Source organism: Sorangium sp. So ce406, assembly GCF_051474675.1.
GTDB lineage: Bacteria > Myxococcota_A > Polyangia > Polyangiales > Polyangiaceae > Sorangium > Sorangium cellulosum_G.
Genome location: NZ_CP150340.1, coordinates 3576709 through 3593761, shown reverse-complemented (window position 1 = coordinate 3593761; position 17053 = coordinate 3576709). Strand labels below are relative to the sequence as shown.

The 17053-nt window shown below is 73.4% G+C and carries 11 protein-coding genes; 2 read left to right on the top strand and 9 right to left on the bottom strand.

The features are described 5' to 3' along the window. Positions 1-182: 182 nt before the first annotated feature. Both WME96_RS13440 and WME96_RS13435 read right to left on the bottom strand, forming a co-directional pair. Positions 183-590 (bottom strand): tautomerase family protein, encoded by a 408-nt coding sequence (locus WME96_RS13440; RefSeq protein WP_433935853.1) that lies wholly within the window; start codon positions 588-590, stop codon positions 183-185. Positions 591-680: 90 nt separating this feature from the next. Further along, positions 681-1097: a MarR family winged helix-turn-helix transcriptional regulator gene (locus WME96_RS13435; RefSeq protein ID WP_433935852.1), complete on the bottom strand. Its 417-nt coding sequence runs from the start codon at positions 1095-1097 to the stop codon at positions 681-683. A gap of 363 nt (positions 1098-1460) precedes the next feature. On the opposite strand from WME96_RS13435, the gene WME96_RS13430 reads away from it, so the two are divergent. Then, the gene (locus tag WME96_RS13430) at positions 1461-1901 is read left to right on the top strand and encodes an NADAR family protein (protein ID WP_437290527.1); all 441 of its coding nucleotides are present in this window, start codon (positions 1461-1463) and stop codon (positions 1899-1901) included. A 54-nt stretch (positions 1902-1955) separates the two neighbouring features. Here the strand turns inward: WME96_RS13430 and WME96_RS13425 are convergent, their stop codons facing one another. The 7 genes from WME96_RS13425 to WME96_RS13395 all read right to left on the bottom strand — a co-directional run bounded on the left by WME96_RS13425 (position 1956) and on the right by WME96_RS13395 (position 11768). Then, on the bottom strand, positions 1956-3350 hold the full coding sequence (locus WME96_RS13425; RefSeq protein WP_437290526.1) for a sigma-54-dependent transcriptional regulator: 1395 nt from the start codon (positions 3348-3350) through the stop codon (positions 1956-1958). 260 nt (positions 3351-3610) lie between these two features. Further along, positions 3611-5014: an SGNH/GDSL hydrolase family protein gene (locus WME96_RS13420; RefSeq protein WP_437290525.1), complete on the bottom strand. Its 1404-nt coding sequence runs from the start codon at positions 5012-5014 to the stop codon at positions 3611-3613. 549 nt (positions 5015-5563) lie between these two features. Then, the gene (locus WME96_RS13415; protein ID WP_437290524.1) at positions 5564-6958 is read right to left on the bottom strand and encodes a tetratricopeptide repeat protein; all 1395 of its coding nucleotides are present in this window, start codon (positions 6956-6958) and stop codon (positions 5564-5566) included. Then, positions 6955-8304 carry a hypothetical protein gene (locus tag WME96_RS13410; protein ID WP_437290523.1) on the bottom strand — a complete coding sequence of 450 codons (1350 nt, stop codon included), beginning with the start codon at positions 8302-8304 and terminating at the stop codon, positions 6955-6957. Before WME96_RS13410 ends, WME96_RS13415 begins: the two co-directional genes overlap by 4 nt. A 34-nt stretch (positions 8305-8338) precedes the next feature. Further along, positions 8339-9493 (bottom strand): MFS transporter, encoded by a 1155-nt coding sequence (locus WME96_RS13405; RefSeq protein WP_437292313.1) that lies wholly within the window; start codon positions 9491-9493, stop codon positions 8339-8341. A 293-nt stretch (positions 9494-9786) separates the two neighbouring features. Beyond that, positions 9787-10911, bottom strand: coding sequence for a Kazal-type serine protease inhibitor family protein (locus WME96_RS13400; protein ID WP_437290522.1), 1125 nt, complete (start codon positions 10909-10911; stop codon positions 9787-9789). A gap of 143 nt (positions 10912-11054) precedes the next feature. Further along, a complete protein-coding gene (locus WME96_RS13395) occupies positions 11055-11768 on the bottom strand; it encodes a hypothetical protein (protein ID WP_437290521.1) in 714 nt (237 codons plus the stop codon). A gap of 131 nt (positions 11769-11899) precedes the next feature. Here WME96_RS13395 and WME96_RS13390 point away from each other — a divergent pair, with 131 nt between their 5' ends. Beyond that, the gene (locus tag WME96_RS13390; protein ID WP_437290520.1) at positions 11900-16948 is read left to right on the top strand and encodes a sigma 54-interacting transcriptional regulator; all 5049 of its coding nucleotides are present in this window, start codon (positions 11900-11902) and stop codon (positions 16946-16948) included. The last annotated feature ends 105 nt before the right edge of the window (positions 16949-17053 follow it).

The following is a 17053-nucleotide window of genomic DNA, read 5'->3' as shown; positions in this document are numbered from 1 at the left end:
CGCCGCGGAGGCCGGTCCGCCGGCGGGACCACACGAGATCGCGAGGAGCGCCAACGGGAAGGGCGAGAGCCGCCGAGGGTTCTTCAGGGAGAGCCTCCTGCTCCACCTCTACCAGGCCTCCCCGACCGGATCACCAGGCCGCGCCGCGCCCTCGCGGCGTCGATGTCGGCGCGCCCGGCGGCTCACCCGGGCTGGAGCTTGCTGCGCACGTAGCGAGTTTCCTGCGTGAGCCCGCCGTAGCCATACGCGTCTGCGCGGACGTCGTGCACGTGGATGTAGCTCTCGTCGTGCAGCTCGCCGAGCAGCCGCGCGAACGCCTCGAAGGCCGCGGCGACGTAGGCCGCCTTCTCGTCCTTCGTGTTGGTGCCGTCGACGATCTTGATATCGAAGTAGAAGCTCCGCTTGCCCTGCTCGGCGAGGGTCCTGCCGCCCACCACCCAGTGCTCGGGGCGCACGAAGTCGAAGGTGATGGCGGTCAATTCACGCTTCTTGTGCAGGATGCGCGTGGTGAGGTCGAGCAAGGTCTCGGTCACCTGACGGACGAGCTCCGGGCTGGGCTGGGCGCTGATCTTGACGTTGAGGATGGGCATGGTGGTTCTCCGTTCCTTGTCGTTGTCCGGTCGCAATCGATTAGCAAGCTAACTATCAGGACGAGCCGGCGGGGCCCGGGCGCGCGGCGGCTATCCGATGGCGGCGCGGATGCCGCGTAGCTGCCCGACGGCCTGCTCGAACACCTGCTTTCCGAGCACCTGCTTGAGCTTCCTCGTGACCTCGCCGCTGGCCGCGTCGAGCGCGTCCGCGATCTGCTCGGCGGCGCGGGTCGGGTGGATGTGCTGCTCGCGCGCGTCGGCCTCGCCGGTCCGACGCTCGACCAGCCCGCGGCCGACCAGCCCGTCCAGGATGCGCGTGGCGGTCGGCCGCGAGATCGTCATGATCTCGGCGAGCTCGCGCTGCGACAGCCCCGGGCGCCTGAGCACGACGCGCAGCAGGAAGCCCTGCGGCGGCGTGAGCTCGAACGGCGCGAACGCCGCGCTCCACGCGCGCTCGAGCAGCCGGGCGAGCGACGTCGTGTTGAAGTACAGGCAGTGGTCGAACACCCGGCAACCCTGACCCGAAACGATTAGGTATGCAACCAATTTTCGCGGGCGCGCCCTGCAGCCGGGTCGCGGCGGGCCGAGCGCGCGCGCCCGACAGCCCGGGTCGCGGCAGGCCGAGCGCGCGCGCCCGACAGCCCGGAAGGCGGCATGTCGGGGAGACGTGGGCAGTCGCCGTGGCCGCCGCGCGTCCGGTCCACATGCATCGACCACGTCACCCGCCCCGCGCCCGCCGCCCTCCAGCGTGTGATAGGCTCGCGCCGTGCGAGGCCACACGCCCGTGAATGCACTCACACGAGACAGGGCAGCGCTCGCCTCGACCGCGTCGCGGCGGGGAGCCGGTGAGCCGGTGTCAGAGGAGCCATCATGGTCCTATCGTTCTACGTTCCCAGGGACGAGTACGGCTGCTTCTCGAACTTCTCTCTCCACGGCTTCGCGGTGGATGGCCGTTACTGGCCCACCGTCGAGCACTACTTCCAGGCCCAGAGGTTCGCCGGCACCGAGCACGAGGAGCGCGTACGCCTCGCCGCGACGCCCAGGCTCGCGAAGGAGATGGGCCGGGATCGGCGGCTCCCGCTCCGCACGGACTGGGAGAGCGTCAAGGATGACGTGATGAGGCGCGCGGTCCTGCGCAAATTCGAGACCCACGCCGACATCCGGGAGATCTTGCTGGCGACGGGCGACGAGGAGATCGTCGAGAGCTCCCCCTCGGACTACTACTGGGGATGTGGCGCCGAGGGCGTCGGCAGGAACATGCTCGGGAAGATCTTGATGGAGACGCGCGCGCTCCTGCGGAGCCGCGGATAGAGCTGCCGGGGAGGGCCGCCCGCGGCGAGCGTCGAATGACCCGCCTGCGATCCGTCAGGAGCGCGGCCGAGGTATCCCGAGCCGCTGTCGACGCTCCCACAGGGTCTTGCGGCTGATCCCGAGTCGGCGGGCGATCTCGGTCTCCGTCAGCGCGGCCTGGTGCTCCAGGACGAAGCGGCGGAAATAGCCCTCGAGCGAGTCGGAAGGGGACTCTGCCTCGAGGGCGCCCACGTACGGAGCGGGCGGCGGCGGGGCGGCGTCGAGCCCGAGGTGGACCAGCTCGATCTCGTTGCGCCCGGCGAGGACCATGGCGCGGTGAACGGCGTCCTCGAGCTCGCGGACGTTGCCGGGCCAGGGGGCGGTCGCGAGGGCGGCGCGCGCCTCCCGCGACAGCGCGAGCGGCGTCTGCGCCGTCGTCCACGCGCGCCGCCTGAGCAGCGACTCGGCGATGCGCACCGCGTCCCCCGGCCGCTCGCGCAGCGGCGGCAGGCGGAGCTCGAGGACGCGCAGCCGGAAGTAGAGATCGCTCAGGAACGACCCGTCGCGCACCATCTGCACGAGATCCCGCTGCGTCGTGGCGATGAGGCGCACGTCGACGCGACGGGCGCGGCTCGCGCCCTCGCGCCGCACCTCGCCGGTCTGGAGGAAGCGCAGGAGCCGCGCCTGGACCCTCGTGGACAGCTCGGCGATGTCGTCGAGCAGGAGCGTCCCGCCCTCCGCGGCCTCGCAGAGCCCCGCGCGCGCGGCGTGCGCGCCGGGGAAGGCGCCGCGCTCGTGGCCGAACAGCTCGCCTTCCATCATCGCCTCGGGGATGGCCGCGCAGTAGACCGGAACGAACGGGAGCTGCCGCCGCGGGCTGAGCCGGTGGACGGCGCGGGCGAGCGTCTCCTTGCCGGTGCCGCCCTCGCCGAGGATGAGCAGCGTCGCCTCGCTCGGCGCGACCTTGCGCGCCAGCGCGAACACCTCCCGCATGGCCGCCGAGCCGCCGACAAGCCCCTCGAGCTCGTCGTCGGCCGGGGCCGGCGGCGTGGAAGGTGCGGGCGGCGCTGAAGGCGCGGCGCCCGGCGCGACCTCGACGGGCGCAGCGCCCTGACCGGACCGCGCGACGGCGAGGTGGTGATCGACCCAGGAGACGAGCTCGTCGTGATCGAACGGCTTCGAGAGGTAATCCGCGGCGCCGCGCTTCACGGCCTCGACCGCCGCCTTCACCGTGGCGTAGCTCGTCATGAGCAAGACCGGCGCGGCGCCGCACCGGCCGACGAGCTCCGTCCCCGGCTCGCCGGGCAGGCGCACGTCGGCCAGCACCAGATCGAACGCGCGCAGATCGCAGCCCGCCGCAGCCTCGGCGATCGACCCCGCCTCGACCACCTCGTGGCCGTGGCGGGCGAGCAGCCGCCGGAGCTCCGTCCGGATGACGACCTCGTCCTCCACCAGCAGGATCCGGCTCATGCCTCCGCCTCCAGCCAGGGCGACTCAGGACCGCAACGGCTGACGACGTGCGGACGCACAACGCAAAGCGTGAACATGCAGCAGATCGGGCGTTTACGTGTTCGATTATCGATCGAGGCGGCGGGCACCGGTTGTCACCGGGCGCAGCGCCGCGCGACGGTCGGGGTCACCACCCGCTCTTAACCGGGGGAGCGGGTGGTCTTCGCCGGGCGCGCACGAGCTCGAGACGCCCGGCCGTGCTCCCCGGAGCTACCTCGACGTCACTTGGTGAACAGCGAGAGGTCGACGGCCTTCGCCATCGTCTCGAGACCCGTCGGGTTCAAGTGCAGCCAATCGTCGAAGTCGAGGCTATCTTGCAGCTTCGAAGGATCGTTGGGGTCGCGGACCGCCGCGTCCAGATCGATGACCGCGTCGTACTCGCCGCTCGTGCGGATCCACTCGTTGACCTCCTGACGGGCGGCCTCGCGCTCGGCGGTGTAGTAGTCGTGGCCGTTGAACGGAAGGATGGGCACGCCGTAAACGAGCATCCCCTTGTCGTGGGCCTTGTCGATGAACTCGCCGAAGGCCGAGATCAAGCCGTCCGCGACGGTCGGGCCGGAGCCGGCGGCGGAGGTCCCGATGTCGTTCACGCCCTCGAAGATGACCAGCCAGCGCGCGCCGCGCTGCTCCAGGACGTCGCGCTGGAAGCGGGCCTTGGCTGTCGGCCCGAGCCCGCCGGACAGCACGTTGTTCCCGCCGATACCGAGGTTCAGCACGGCCACGTCCTCGGTCCCCATGTTGGTCCGCAGCCGTCGCGACAGGAAGTCCGGCCAGCGGTTGTTCCCGTTCGTGGTCGATCCGCGGCCGTCCGTGATCGAGTCGCCCAGGATGACGATCGCCGCCGCCGAGGGGTCGGCCATCACGTCGAGCCCGGTGATGTAGTACCAGTGATCGGTCTTCACCGGAGAGGCCAGCGTCGCCGACGAGACCCCATCGCCGGTCTGGATATACGAGGTGGTCCGCGAGCCCGGGTGCCCGGTGATCCCGGCCGGGACGTTGCCGAACCGGATGGTCACCGCGAGCTTGCTGACGGGCTTGAGGTTGTAATCGATGGGATCGGAGAAGACGGCCTGGCCCACCGGGATGGTCACCGACGCGGCGCCCGAGAAGGTCAGGGCCTGATCGGTGCTCGCGTCGATGCCGTCGTCGGTCGTCGAGTCCGCGATGTGCACGGACTGCATGGTCACCGGCCCGTCGCCGAACTCGTTCGAGAGCAGCAGCCGCACGTTGCTGCCGCCGATCGAGGTATACACGACCTGGCGCAGGGTGTTGTTGGCGAGGCCCGGCTCCGGCGGGTTGTTGTGGGTCTCGGTGAGCTGCGGGCCGGTCGTCCAGGTGCCGACCCAGCGCCGGTCACCGGGGGTGCCGCCGCCGCCGCCCTCGCCCGGCGCTCCGCCGGTGCCTGTCGCGCCGCCGGCGCCGCCGGTGCCGGAGACGCCGCCTTCCCCGCCGCCGCCGTGCCCGGTGCTGCCCGGGCCGGTGGTGCCGCTGGAGGTCGTCGGCGCGCCGGTGGAGCCGGACGCGGCCGTCGAACCGGAGGTGCTGGTCGAAGCCGAGGATCCGGAGGTGTCATCGCCGCAGGCGGCGACCGATAGAAACAGAAGGGCCCAGAAAATTTTCCGCATGGTCATCAACCCTCGAAAGGTTGCTCCGTTCGTGATCGCCCGAGTTCCCCCGCGGCGCAGCGCCCCAGCCCTCTGCCCCTTCAGCCCATCCGGCGCAAGATCGGCAGATCCAGACGGAGCCCCGCCCTGCATGATGCGGCAACCGGGCCGGTCAAAGAGTTCAATCAGATGGCAGCGTTGCCCGCCGTCGGTGTCGGGCGGCGCGCGCGAGAGCGCGAGTCGATGCCATTGCTCCTCACACGCGCGCTCTGCTGTACCACACGAGAATTGGAGGGCCTACACGTTTCACCGGCGGGGGATGCGCGAGTGGGCTCGTTCGGTGATGCCGTGTTACGATCGGTAACACCTCGGCGGGACCGCGGTGCGGGCGGCGACATCCGGCCCTTCGAGAGGCCCGAACCGATGCCGCTCTATCGAGGTGGACCCGTTCACTGCCGACCGGGGGTCAGATCGTCGATGTGCGCACGAGCGCCGCATCGCATCAGGTCGAGAGTGTGACGGGTGCCTTGCGCCGCTGCGCCACGGCGAGACGCGAGCCGTGCTTGGGGTTCAGGGGTCCAGACCAGCGTTGCGACGCAGCTCGCGGATCATCGCCGCCTCGGGTACCCGAAGATGCTCGGCGTCGCGACCGGCAGAACGGAGGAGTTCGGCGGCGGCTTCGCGGTCGCCGGGGGCGCCACGCTCGAGGTGAACGATGGCCATGTTGGTCTGGCAGACAAGCTTGCCTCGGACATCGCCGAGGCGCTCGAATGCAGGCAGCACTTCGTGCTCAAGGAGGTGGAGGGCCTCATCCAGTTTGCCTCGAGCCAGGAGCACGCCAGCGATCTTGCTCAGCGTGACGGCGCGGGAGCGGGCATCGCCAAGGCGCTCATAGACTGGTAGCGCCTCCTGACGAATGCGAAGCGATTCATCGAGCTGGCCTCGATATTCAAGGGTATCTGCGATATCACCGAGTGCAATGGCGCGTCCACGGGCGTCGCCCAGCTTCTCGTACAGGCCGATGGCCTCGCGCAGGAGCCCTTCGGCCTCTTCCGGTCGGCCCAGAAACGCCACAGCCCGCCCGAGCCTCCACAGGTCTACCGCGGTCCAGACGGGTTCACCGGCCTCACGATGGAGCGTGAGAGCCCGTCGCAGGGCCTGCTCCCATGCCTCCGCAGGCCCTGTCTGCTCGAGCACCTGCGCCTCGAGCGCCAGCGCGTCGCCGACACCGCTCGTGTAACCGACGCCCTCGGCGAGCCGCCGCGCCTCTTCAGCGGCCGCCCTGGCTTCGCCCAGCTCGGCCGCGTCGAAGAACGCATGGCCGAGCCGGATCCAGGCATCGGCGAGCGAGCCGGCCGGGATCTGGTCGTCGGCGAACGCCCGCAACCGGGCTGCCTCGGCCTGGAGCTCTGCCTGTGACCGCGCCTGCGGCCTGTCTCGCGTCTCCGCGGAATTCAGCGCGAACGTCGGAGCAGGATCGCCGGGCACCGATGCGATCTCCAGCGTCGCTGCCCGCACATCGAACAGGTCCGGCGCCATCCCCGACAGCTCCGCCGCGCGGTCCGCCGCGATCACCAGCACGAGCGGCCCGCGAATGAGCTTGCCCAGGACGTCGCGCGCCATGTTGAGCGACGCGACCACGGCGCCGCCGTCGGTCTCCACCAAGGCAACGCCATCCGGGATCACCGCACCTGCGAGTGGATGGGTCCGGTCCGCGACAGCTAGGAATCGCGCGACCTCCTCCGCCCCCTCCGCCCCCTCCGCGAAGAAGCGCAGCGCCGGCACACCCCCCGAACCACTCCACGCGCGGAGGCGACGCAGCACCTCGGCCCGCGCAGCGTCCGCGGCCAGGATAACGTAGAAAGCGAAGCTCGCCGCCCGGCGCAGCCCGCGCCGGAGCACGTCGAGGTTGTGCTCCGAATCTGCGGTGAGGAGCGCAAGCGGCCCCTGCGCCCCCTGGCTCACGCGCTCTCGCGGTACTTGCGGCACCGCTCCACGAGCGGGTGGACCGCCCACCAGGGATCCGGCTCGCCGTTCTGGTACTCGAGGACGTAGAGGTGCCGGAGCAGCTCTCGCTTGACCTGGTCGTCGCAACCGTCGGGGAAACGGTTGTCCCGCGCCACCTGCCGGAGGATGGGCACATAGGCCTCGGGGAGCGCCCGCTCGAAGTCGGCCTGGATGCCACCGGCCGCGCGCTCGATCGAGGCCGCCGTGACCCTGGGCAGGTCGTGCTCGTTCACGGCGTCGAGCACGAGGCGCAGCGCGTGGCGGATGCAACCGCCGCTGTACCGCGCAATCCGCTCTGCCGCAGCCCGCCCCTCCTCGAAGAGCTCCTCGAACGCGACCCGCCTCTCCAGCAGATGGGCCAGGGCGTCGAGACCACCCTGATTGTCCCCGTCGCCGTCTGCCGCCCGCTTCCGCACCTCGATCATCGGCAGGACCACGACATTTCCCCCGTACAGGCCGATGAGGCTGGCGCCCGCCGCCACGTAGCAAAGGTAGAGCGGGACCGTGATCACGAGGTGCGCATCGAGGCGCTTCAGCGCAACCATCCGGTCCAGGTAAAGCCGCTCGACGCTGGCGCGCTGCCCCTCGCTGAGCTTCTCCAGGTTGTCGATCAGCACCACGAGGGGGCCGGTAGGGTCGTTGGGCGGCGTCCTCCGGATCTCTTCGAAGGCGAGGTTCAGCCCCTCGATGAGCGCGGTGGTCACGGAGCCGAGGGCCGTCCTCACCGTCTTCTTCTGGTCGACCCCCGCGAGGCGGACGTCGCCGAGCAGCTTGTTCACCGCGTCGGGCACCTTGTCCGGCAGGTTCGCGATCACCTTGCGGACGATGTCGGCAATCTGGGTCTTCCAGATGGCGCCGAGGGTCTTCGCGGCGGCGACTGGCTCCTTCTCGTAAACCAGCCCCCAGAGCGCGACGAGGATGTCCTCGAGATCGACGTCGGTCCGGTCGAGGACCGCATCCGCATCGAGGAAGAGCGTCGTGACCGGAGCCGCCCCGCCCTCGGCAGACTCGAGCCGCTTCTTCATCAGGAGGAGCTCCGTCGTCTTGCCGCCCCCGATGTGGCCGCTCAAGAGGTGCAGCGTGGGCGTCCCGCCCGCGCGACGGATGCTCCGCGCGATCCTGGCGAGTCGGTCGCCGCCGCGGATCCGGCTCAGGTCCTCGTGCAGGGGCGCGTCCTCGCGTGGGTCCAGCGGGCTGAACGGGTCGCAGAGGCGGACCGCATCCTCGAGCGAACGCGCTGGTACGGAGAACGCTCGCTTCGACACGGCGAGCTCCCGGACGGCCCTGGTTTCCATGGTGCTCATGGCGACGGCGTGCAGGCTACCACACTCCCCGCCCTCAGCCTCCGCCGGCCTCCCCTCCCCGCGCCCCCCGCGCCGCCCAGATCCACAGCAGCGCCAGCGCCGTCGCCGACATGCCCCCGCCCGCCGCGCAGACCCCGGCCCACCCCCAGCGCGTCCAGGCCGCGGTGCCGAACCACGCGCCGGCCGCGCCGCCCACGAAGTACGTGGTCATGTAGATCGTGTTCATCCGGCTGCGCGCCTCGGGACGCAGCGAGTACACGCGCGCCTGATTCGATATCTGATTGGCCTGCGCCCCCAGATCGAGCAGCACCACGCCGAGCGCGATGCCCCACAAGGACCCTCCCAGAAACCACAGCACCCCGAAGGACGCGAGCAGCACCGCGATCGCGAGCGCGTTGATCCGCCGGTCGCCGCGCAGGTCCGCATAGCGGCCCACGAGCGGCGCCGCGGCGGCGCCGGCCACGCCGACGAGGCCGAAGAGGCCGGCCGTCTGCGGGCCGTGACGCCCGGGCAGGCTCTGGAGGTACAGCGCGAGCGTCGCCCAGAACGCGCTGAACGCGCCGAACGTGAGCGCGCCGAGCGCGGAGTGCAGCCGGAGCACGGGCTCGTCGCGGGCGAGGCGGCCCAGCGAGCGCAGGAGCTCGGTATAGGACATCGGCGCGACAGGCGGCTGCGACGGCAAGGCCAGGCGCAGCACCGGGCCGAGCGCGAGCATCAGCCCCGCGGCGAGCCAGAACACCGCCCGCCAGCCGAGCTGCGTGCCGACGAAGCCGGCCACCGTGCGCGACAGGAGTATGCCGATGAGCAGGCCGCTCATCACCATCCCGACCACGCGCCCGCGCTGCGCGTCCGGCGCGAGCTGCGCCGCGAACGGCAAGAGGAGCTGAGGCACCACGCTCGTGATGCCGACCGCGAAGCTCGCCACGACCAGCCACGACAACCCCGGGGCGAGCGCCGCGCCGAGCAGGGCGACGCTCGCCAGCGCCGCCATCACCACGATGAGCAGCCGCCGCTCGTGGCTGTCGCCGAGCGGCACCAGCAGCAGCATCCCCGCCGCATACCCCACCTGCGTCATCGTGGGCACCAGCCCGAGCAGGCCGCCCGAACCGCCGAGATCACGGGCGATGTCCCCGAGCAACGGCTGGTTGTAATAGAGGTTGGCCACCGTGGCGCCCGAGGCCGCCGCCATCAGCCAGACCAGCCCGAGGCGCAGCGACCCAGGCGAGGACGCGCCGGACGACGGCGCGGCAGACGAGGATGTGCCAGGCGACGAAGCGCCCGGCGAGGACGCGGAGGAGGTCTGCAGGGGAGACATGAGAAAGGAGGGCAGCGCAGGCATACGCCGCGTGCCCTCCCGCATCAATCGCACATGCGCGTGCGGCTTCTCCTGATCAGGAGGAATCAGGGAGAAGGAGCGAGCGGCGGGAGCCGCCGAGTCGACGTCACGAGGGGCGCGACCCGGCCGGCTCCCGCGGCGCTACCTCACCGGCGGCACTCGCCGCGCGAGACCACCGAGACGCCCGCCGCGTTCGCGGCGCACGCGTTGCCGTACGTCCTGTCGTCGCAGCCGCACACCGGGTTGTACTCCTCCGTGCAGGCCTCGGGGATGGGGTCGCAGACGCCCGTCATGTCGCCCGCGCCGCACATCGCCTCGAGGCTGTAGTTGCAGAAGAGCCCGGCGTCGCACTCGAGGCCCAGCAGGCCGCCGCAGATCTTCTGCGGGGGAGCAGCGCACTCGCCGCTCGACGCCACGGAGACGCCCGCCGCGTTCGCGGCGCACGCGTTGCCGTACGTCTTGCCGTCACAGCCGCAGACCGGGTCGTACTGGAACGTGCACGCCTCCGGGATCGGCGCGCAGGCGCCCGGCAGGTCGAACGTGCCGCACTCGGCCCGGGGCGGGAAGTCGCAGAAGAGCCCGGGGGCGCACTCGGCGGCGCCGCGCGTGCCGCACGCGTCGCCCACACCGCCGCCCGGCGCAGGCGCGCACTCGCCGCTCGACGCCACCGACACGCCCGCCGCGTTCGCCATGCACGCGTTGCCGTAGGTGTTGCCGTCACAGCCGCAGACCGGGGCGAACTCCTTCGTGCACCCCTCCGGCGTGGGCACGCAGACGCCCATCTGATCGGCCGCGCCGCACATCGCGTCGGGCGCGAAGTCGCAGAACGACCCCTCGTCGCACGCGAGGCCCAGCAGGCCGCCGCACTCCTGCCGCGGCGGCGGCTCGCACTCGCCGCGCGCCGAGATCGAGACGCCCGCCGCGTTCGCCTCGCACTCGTTGCCGTACGTCTTGCCGTCACAGCCGCAGACCGGGTTGTACTCCCGCGTGCACACCTCGGGGATGCGCTCGCAGGTGCCCGTCTGGTCGAACGCGCCGCACATGGCCTCGACCTCGTAGTCGCAGAAGAACCCAGACCGACAGCTGAGCCCCCGGAGGCCGCCGCATGCGCGACCGTGCCCGCCGCCGCCCCTCACCTCCTCCGCGTCGGAGTCGATGGTGCTGCCGTCGCTCACGTCCACCTGACAGCCCACGGTGAACGGGGCCATCGAGAGCGCGAGCCAGAGAATGGAACCGAGACGGCTATTCTTGAGACGATTCTGGACGTTCATGATGTTCCTCCAACAAGGGCCCGCCGCGGACGGCGAGGCGAAAGACATGAGAGAGCCCCTCCCCTCCCGAGGAGGGGCCCAGGACGCCGCGCGCAGGCGCGGCGCGTGATCCGGTGTCGTCTTCCCGAACGCTCCCCGACCGCTCAGTCGGAGAGCGTGAGCGTCAGCGCGCGTCGCCCAGGCTCGGGCGACGTGACGTCGAGGAAGAGCACGTCCTCGCGCTCCACCCCGCCGCCGTCCGCGCGCACGGTGACAAGGCCCGTCTCGCCCGCCGGCACCACGAAGGCCGCCGCCGGGCTGACGCTGAACGGCGCGGCGCCCCGCCGCAGGCGCGGCGCCTCGATGGCGACGTCCTCGGCGCACGTGTTGCGGACGACCACGTCGCGGGCGCCGGCGCCGCCCTCGAACGAGACCCACGTGTCGATCTCGAGGCAAGGCAGGTGATCGAGCGCCCGGTGCGTGCCGCTGATGGGCGACCCCGCGAGCACGACGTCCACCGGCGCCGATCGGCGCTCGCCCTGCTTCGCCTGGAGCCGCAGGACCTGCTCCTCGGAGGCCGTCAGGGTGACCAGGAAGCTCCCGTCGTCGGCCACCTCCGCGAGCACCGGGGCGTCGAGGCTGTCGAGGTTCGTCACGAGGACGACGCCCTCGGCCGGCTCGACCGCCCCCGGCTGGCCCTGGATCGAGATCTGGTCCTGCTGCACGAAGCTCTCGGGCACCCCGACGAGCCCCCCGTCCAGGAACGGCTCGTGGACCGGCGGGCTCGGTTGCGGGCTCACGACGCAGCCGCCAAGGAGCACCGCGAGCAGGGCCACGACCGCGCCCCGCCGGTCTCCGTGTCTGGCTGTCGTCCGCATCGCCATGCCGAGCCTTGGAGCAAGGGCAATGCCGAACGAAAAGGGACAGAAATCAGCGCGAAAACCAAGGCACAAGTGTCTCATAAGATGTCTCACTGTCTCATCTGGCACAGCGATGATACACTGTGCGCGTGATCCCGGCCGAAGGAACGCTCGTCGCCCGCCGTTACCGCCTGATCCGGCCCCTGGGGCGCGGGGGGCTCGCCACGGCGTGGCTCGCGCGGGACGAGGCGCTCGGCCGCGATATCTGTCTGAAGCTGCTCGGGCGCGCGCGCACGGCGGAGCGGGCGGCCTTCCGCGGCGAGTTCAGGATGCTGGCGGGCCTCTTCCACCCCCACCTCGTCCGGGTGCACGACTTCGGCATGCTCCGGGAAACCGGAGCTGGCGAGCCGCGGTTCTACTTCACGTCGGAGGCGGTGCTCGGCGCGCCCCTCGACGAGTACGTGACAGGCCGGCGCTTCGAGGAGGTGCGGGCCGCGTTCGTGGACGTGCTCGACGCGCTGCGCTTCCTCCACCGCGCGCGCATCCGGCACGGCGACGTGAAGCCGGCCAACATCCTCGTCGGCGCGTCGGGGCGCGCGGTGCTGATCGATCTGTCGTGCGCGGCGCGGCTCGGCGCGAGGCCCGACGGCGGCGTCTCCGGGACCCAGGGCTACCTCGCGCCGGAGGTGATCCGGGGCGAGCCGGCCGACGGCCGCGCGGACCTCTTCTCGCTCGGCCGCACCCTCGCCGCCATCGCCCCGCTCCTCGCGGAGCCGCCGCCGGAGGCGGTGGGCGCGCTGGTCGAGCGGCTCGTGCGGCCCGAGCCGCGCGACCGGCCGGCCGACGCGGGTGAGGTGCTCGACTGGGTGGGCGCGTCGCCGCGCGCGCTGGCCCCGCCGCCGCCGGAGCCGCCCCACCTCCTCGGCCGCGACGAGGAGATGCGCGCCATCGCCGAGGCGCTCGCGGCGCTCCAGCGCGGGGAGCGCGGGCCGCGCCTGTGCGTGATCGCCGGCGAGCCGGGGTGCGGGAAGAGCCGCGTGCTGCGCGAGGCGAAGTGGAACGCCGAGCTCGGGATGGAGGCCGTGGAGGGGTTCGCGCGGACCGCGGCGCCGGTCGCCTCGATGCTCCGCCGCGCGACCGGCGAGGAGGCGCTCCCCGCCGGCGCGCTCGGCGCCCTGCGCGCGCACGAGCGCCTGACGCGGGGGCGGTCGGGGGCGGAGGCCGACCCGCTGGTGCTCGTGCTCGACGACGCCGACGAGGTGACCGGGGCGGACCGGGAGATGCTCGAGGCGCTGGTCCGGCTGCTCGGGCCCGAGGATCCGGTCCTGCTCCTCGCGGCCGAGCGCGTGCCGCACGGGGACGGCCGGGCGCCGCTCGCCGCCGTGGCCGCGGAGGCGGGGCGGAGCGCGCGCGAGGTGGCGCTGCCGCCGCTCGGGGGCGAGGCGGTGCAGCGCTGGATGGACGACATCGGCCTGGGCGACGCGGCCGAGGTGGTGCGGCGCGCGAGCGCGGGGTGGCCCGCGGACCTCGTGGTGACCGCGGGGCGGCTCGGGGAGAGCGGGGACATCGCCGGGCTCGACGCGACGACGCCGGGGGCGAGCGCGCGCTACGCGCTGCGGCTGCGGGGGCTGCGGGGGTCGCTGCGCGACGCGGTGGCGACGCTGGCCGTGCAGGGCGGCGCGGTCGCGGACGAGGAGCTGCCGGCGCTCGGGCTGCCGGTCGCGCACCTGGCCGAGCTGGCGGCGCGGGGCGTGGCGGCGCGGGCGGCGGGGGGGTGGACGCTGACGCGCGCCGGGCCGATCGCCGCGCTGCTGGAGGCGCTCGGGGGCGAGGCGGTCCGGGCGGCGCACGCGCGCGTGGCGGGGGCGTACCCGGCGCGGGTGGAGCAGCAGGTGCTGCACCTCGCGCTGTCGGGCGACGCGGCGGCCGCCGAGCGGCTGTTCCTGGCGCGGCGGGCCGAGCGCGAGGCGGACCCGCGGGCGTGGGCGGCGGCGGCGGAGGCGCTGCTCGAGGCGGCGACGGGGGCGGTGACGCGGCTCGAGATCGCGTCGACCCTCCAGTGCGGCGGGCGCGCGGGGCGGGCGCGCGAGGTGCTGGAGCAGCTCCTGGAGGGGGACGGGGCGGCGGGGCTGGGGGCGCGGCGGGGGCAGGCGCTGGCGCGGCTCGGGGCGTGCTTGCTCGAGCTGGGGGACCCGACGGCGGCGCTGGCGCGGCTGGAGGAGGCCGAGCGGGCCGGCGGGGAGGCGGGCGCGCTCACGCCGCGCGAGCGCGCGGGGCTCGCGGACCTCGCGAGCCGGGCGCTCTTGCGGCTCGGATCGCACGCAGAGGCGCGGGCGCGCGCGGAGCCGGCGCTCGGCTGGTGCGACGACCCGGAGGTGCTCGCGAGCCTGCACGAGGACGTGGGCGTGGCGGCGAGCTACCTCGGCGAGCGGCGGCTGGCGGGGCTGCACCTGGGGCTGGCGGCCGGGCTGCACCGCGACCGGCGCGCGCCGCGGGCGCTGGTGCGGGCGCTGTCGTACCAGGCGATCGACGCGTTCCGCGCGGGGGAGCTGGAGGCGGCGCTCGCAGGCTACCGGCAGGCGCTCGCGACGGCGGAGGAGCACGGGCTGGGCGACCTCGTGGCGCGGTGCAGCCTCAACGTGGGGACGGCGTGCCACCAGTCCGGCGAGCTGGGGGAGGCGCTGGCCGCGTACGAGCGGGGGGCGCGGCTGGCGTCGGCCCTGGGGCAGGCGGACCTGGTGCTGGTCCTCGACTTCGACCTGGCGAAGCTGTGGGCGGACGTCGGGGCGTTCGAGCGCGCCGGGCGCGTGGCGTCGCGCGTGGAGGCGGAGGCGGCGCGGCGGGGGGCGCCGTTCTTCGCGGCGGCGGCGGCGTCGGTCCTCGGGGACTGCGCGCTCGCGGCCGGCGACGCCGAGGAGGCGGCGCGCTGCTTCGAGCGGTCGCGGGGCGGCTTCGAGGCGCAGGGGGCGCAGCGCGAGGTGGTCGAGGAGGAGCTCGAGCTATGCCGGGCGCACCTGGCGCGCGGGGCGCTGGACGAGGCCCGGGCGGCGCTCGGCAGGGCGCGCGGGCACGGGGCCGTGCGGGAGGCGCCCGACCTGGGGGCGCGCGCCGCGCTGCTCGAGGGGCGGCTCGCGCTGCTGGAGGGAGACGGCGACCGCAACCACGTTGAGGCCAGCCTCAACCTCGGTCAGCCCGGCGACCGCAACCACGTTGAGGCCAACCTCAACCTCGGTCAGCCCAACCTCAACCCCGGTCAGCCCAACCCCGGTCAGCCCAACCTCAACCCCGGTCAGCCCAACCCCGGTCAGCCCAACCTCGGTCAGCCCAACCCCGCCGCCGCCCGGGAGCTCCTCGAGCGCGCCCTCGCCCTCGCCGAGCGCGCCGCGCAGCCCGACCTGGTCGCCGACGTCCGCCTCGCCCTCGCCGACGCCGCGGAGCTCGCCGGCGAGCCCGAGGCCGCCGCGGCGCAGCGGGGGCGCGCGGCCGCCGCCTGGACCGCCATGGCGCGCTCGCTCCCGGAAGCCCTCCAGCACGCCTTCTGGATGCACCCCCGCCGCCGCGCCGCCCGGCCCGCGCCGCCGGCCGAGGCAGCCGCGCCGCCCGGCGCCGCCGAGGCGCCGCCCGCGCCGGGGCGCGCGGCCAAGCTCGAGCGGCTCCTCGAGGTGTTCCGCAAGCTCAACTCCTCCGTCGAGACCGCCGACATCCTCGCCATGGCCATGGACGCCGCGATCGACCTCACCGCCGCCGAGCGCGGGTTCCTGCTCCTCGAGCAGCCGGGCGGCGAGCTCCGCGTGGCCGTCGCCCGCAACGTCGACCGGGAGAAGGTCGGCAGGAGCCACCTCAAGTTCAGCTACAGCATCGCCGAGCGCGCCATCGCCACGCAGGAGCCCGTGGTCACCGTCGACGCCCAGGAAGACGAGCGCTTCCGCGAGCACGCGTCGGTCCACGCCATGCGCCTCCGGTCCGTCATCGCCGTGCCGATCCGCTCGCCGGACGGCGTGCTCGGCGCCCTCTACCTCGACAACCGCTTCCGGCGCGCGCGCTTCGCCCCCGAGGACGTCGACCTGCTCCTCGCCTTCGCCGACCAGGTCGCGCTCGCCCTGCGCAACGCGCGCCTCGTCGAGGACCTGCGCCGCCGCACCACGGAGCTCGAGGCCGAGCGGCGCCGCGTCGAGGAGCTGCTGCGCGGCCAGGCCGCCGAGATCGACCGCCTCCAGGAAGAGGTGCTCGTCCGCCAGCAGGCCCTCGAGCACCGCTACGACTACGGCGCCATCGTGGGCCGCGGCCCCGCCCTCCGCGCGGTGTTCGCCACGCTCGACCGCGTGGTCGACGCGCCGGTCAGCGTGCTCGTGACCGGCGAGAGCGGCACCGGCAAGGAGCTCGTCGCGCGCGCCATCCACTTCGCCGGCCCCCGGAAGAGCGGCCCGTTCATGGGGATCAACTGCGCCGCGCTCCCCGCCGCCCTGCTCGAGTCCGAGCTCTTCGGCCACGTGCGCGGCGCGTTCACCGGGGCCGACCGGGACCGCACCGGCCTCGTGGTCGCGGCGCGCGGCGGGACGCTGTTCCTCGACGAGCTCGGCGAGATGCCGCTCGAGGTGCAGGCGAAGCTGCTCCGCGTGCTCCAGGAGCGCGAGGTGCGCCCCGTGGGCAGCGCCGAGGCCGTGCGCGTCGACTTCCGCCTCGTCTGCGCCACGAACCGCGACCTGCTCGCCGAGACCGCGCGCGGGCGCTTCCGCGAGGACCTGTACTACCGCGTCGCCGTGGTGCAGATCCGCCTGCCGCCGCTGCGCGACCGGCTCGAGGACCTGCCCGAGCTCGCGCTCCACTTCGTGCGCCGCGCCGCCGAGCAGCTCGGCCGCCCGGCCCCGCAGCTCTCGCGCGAGGCGCTGCGGCGGCTCGGCCAGCACGGCTGGCCCGGCAACGTGCGCGAGCTGGAGAACGTGATCACGAAGGCGGTCGTCCTCTGCGACGGCCGCAAGATCGGCCCCGACGACGTCGACCTGCCCCGGCCGCGGGACGGCGGCCGCGGGGCGCCGAGGTCCCTGCGCGACGAGCGCGCCGCGCTGCTTGCCGCGCTCGAGCGCACCGGCTGGAACGCGCTCCAGGCCGCGCGCGAGGCGGGCATGTCCAGGGCGACGTTCTACCGGAAGCTGCGGCGGCTCGGGATCGAGCGTCCGACGAGCGCCCGCGAGGACTGACGTCGCGACTCCGTCACAGGCGCACACCGGCTCGGTGCATTTTCGTCCGGGATAACAGATTCTCCCGGTTCTGCTGGCGGCTGCACGGGGCACTTCGCCTCACCT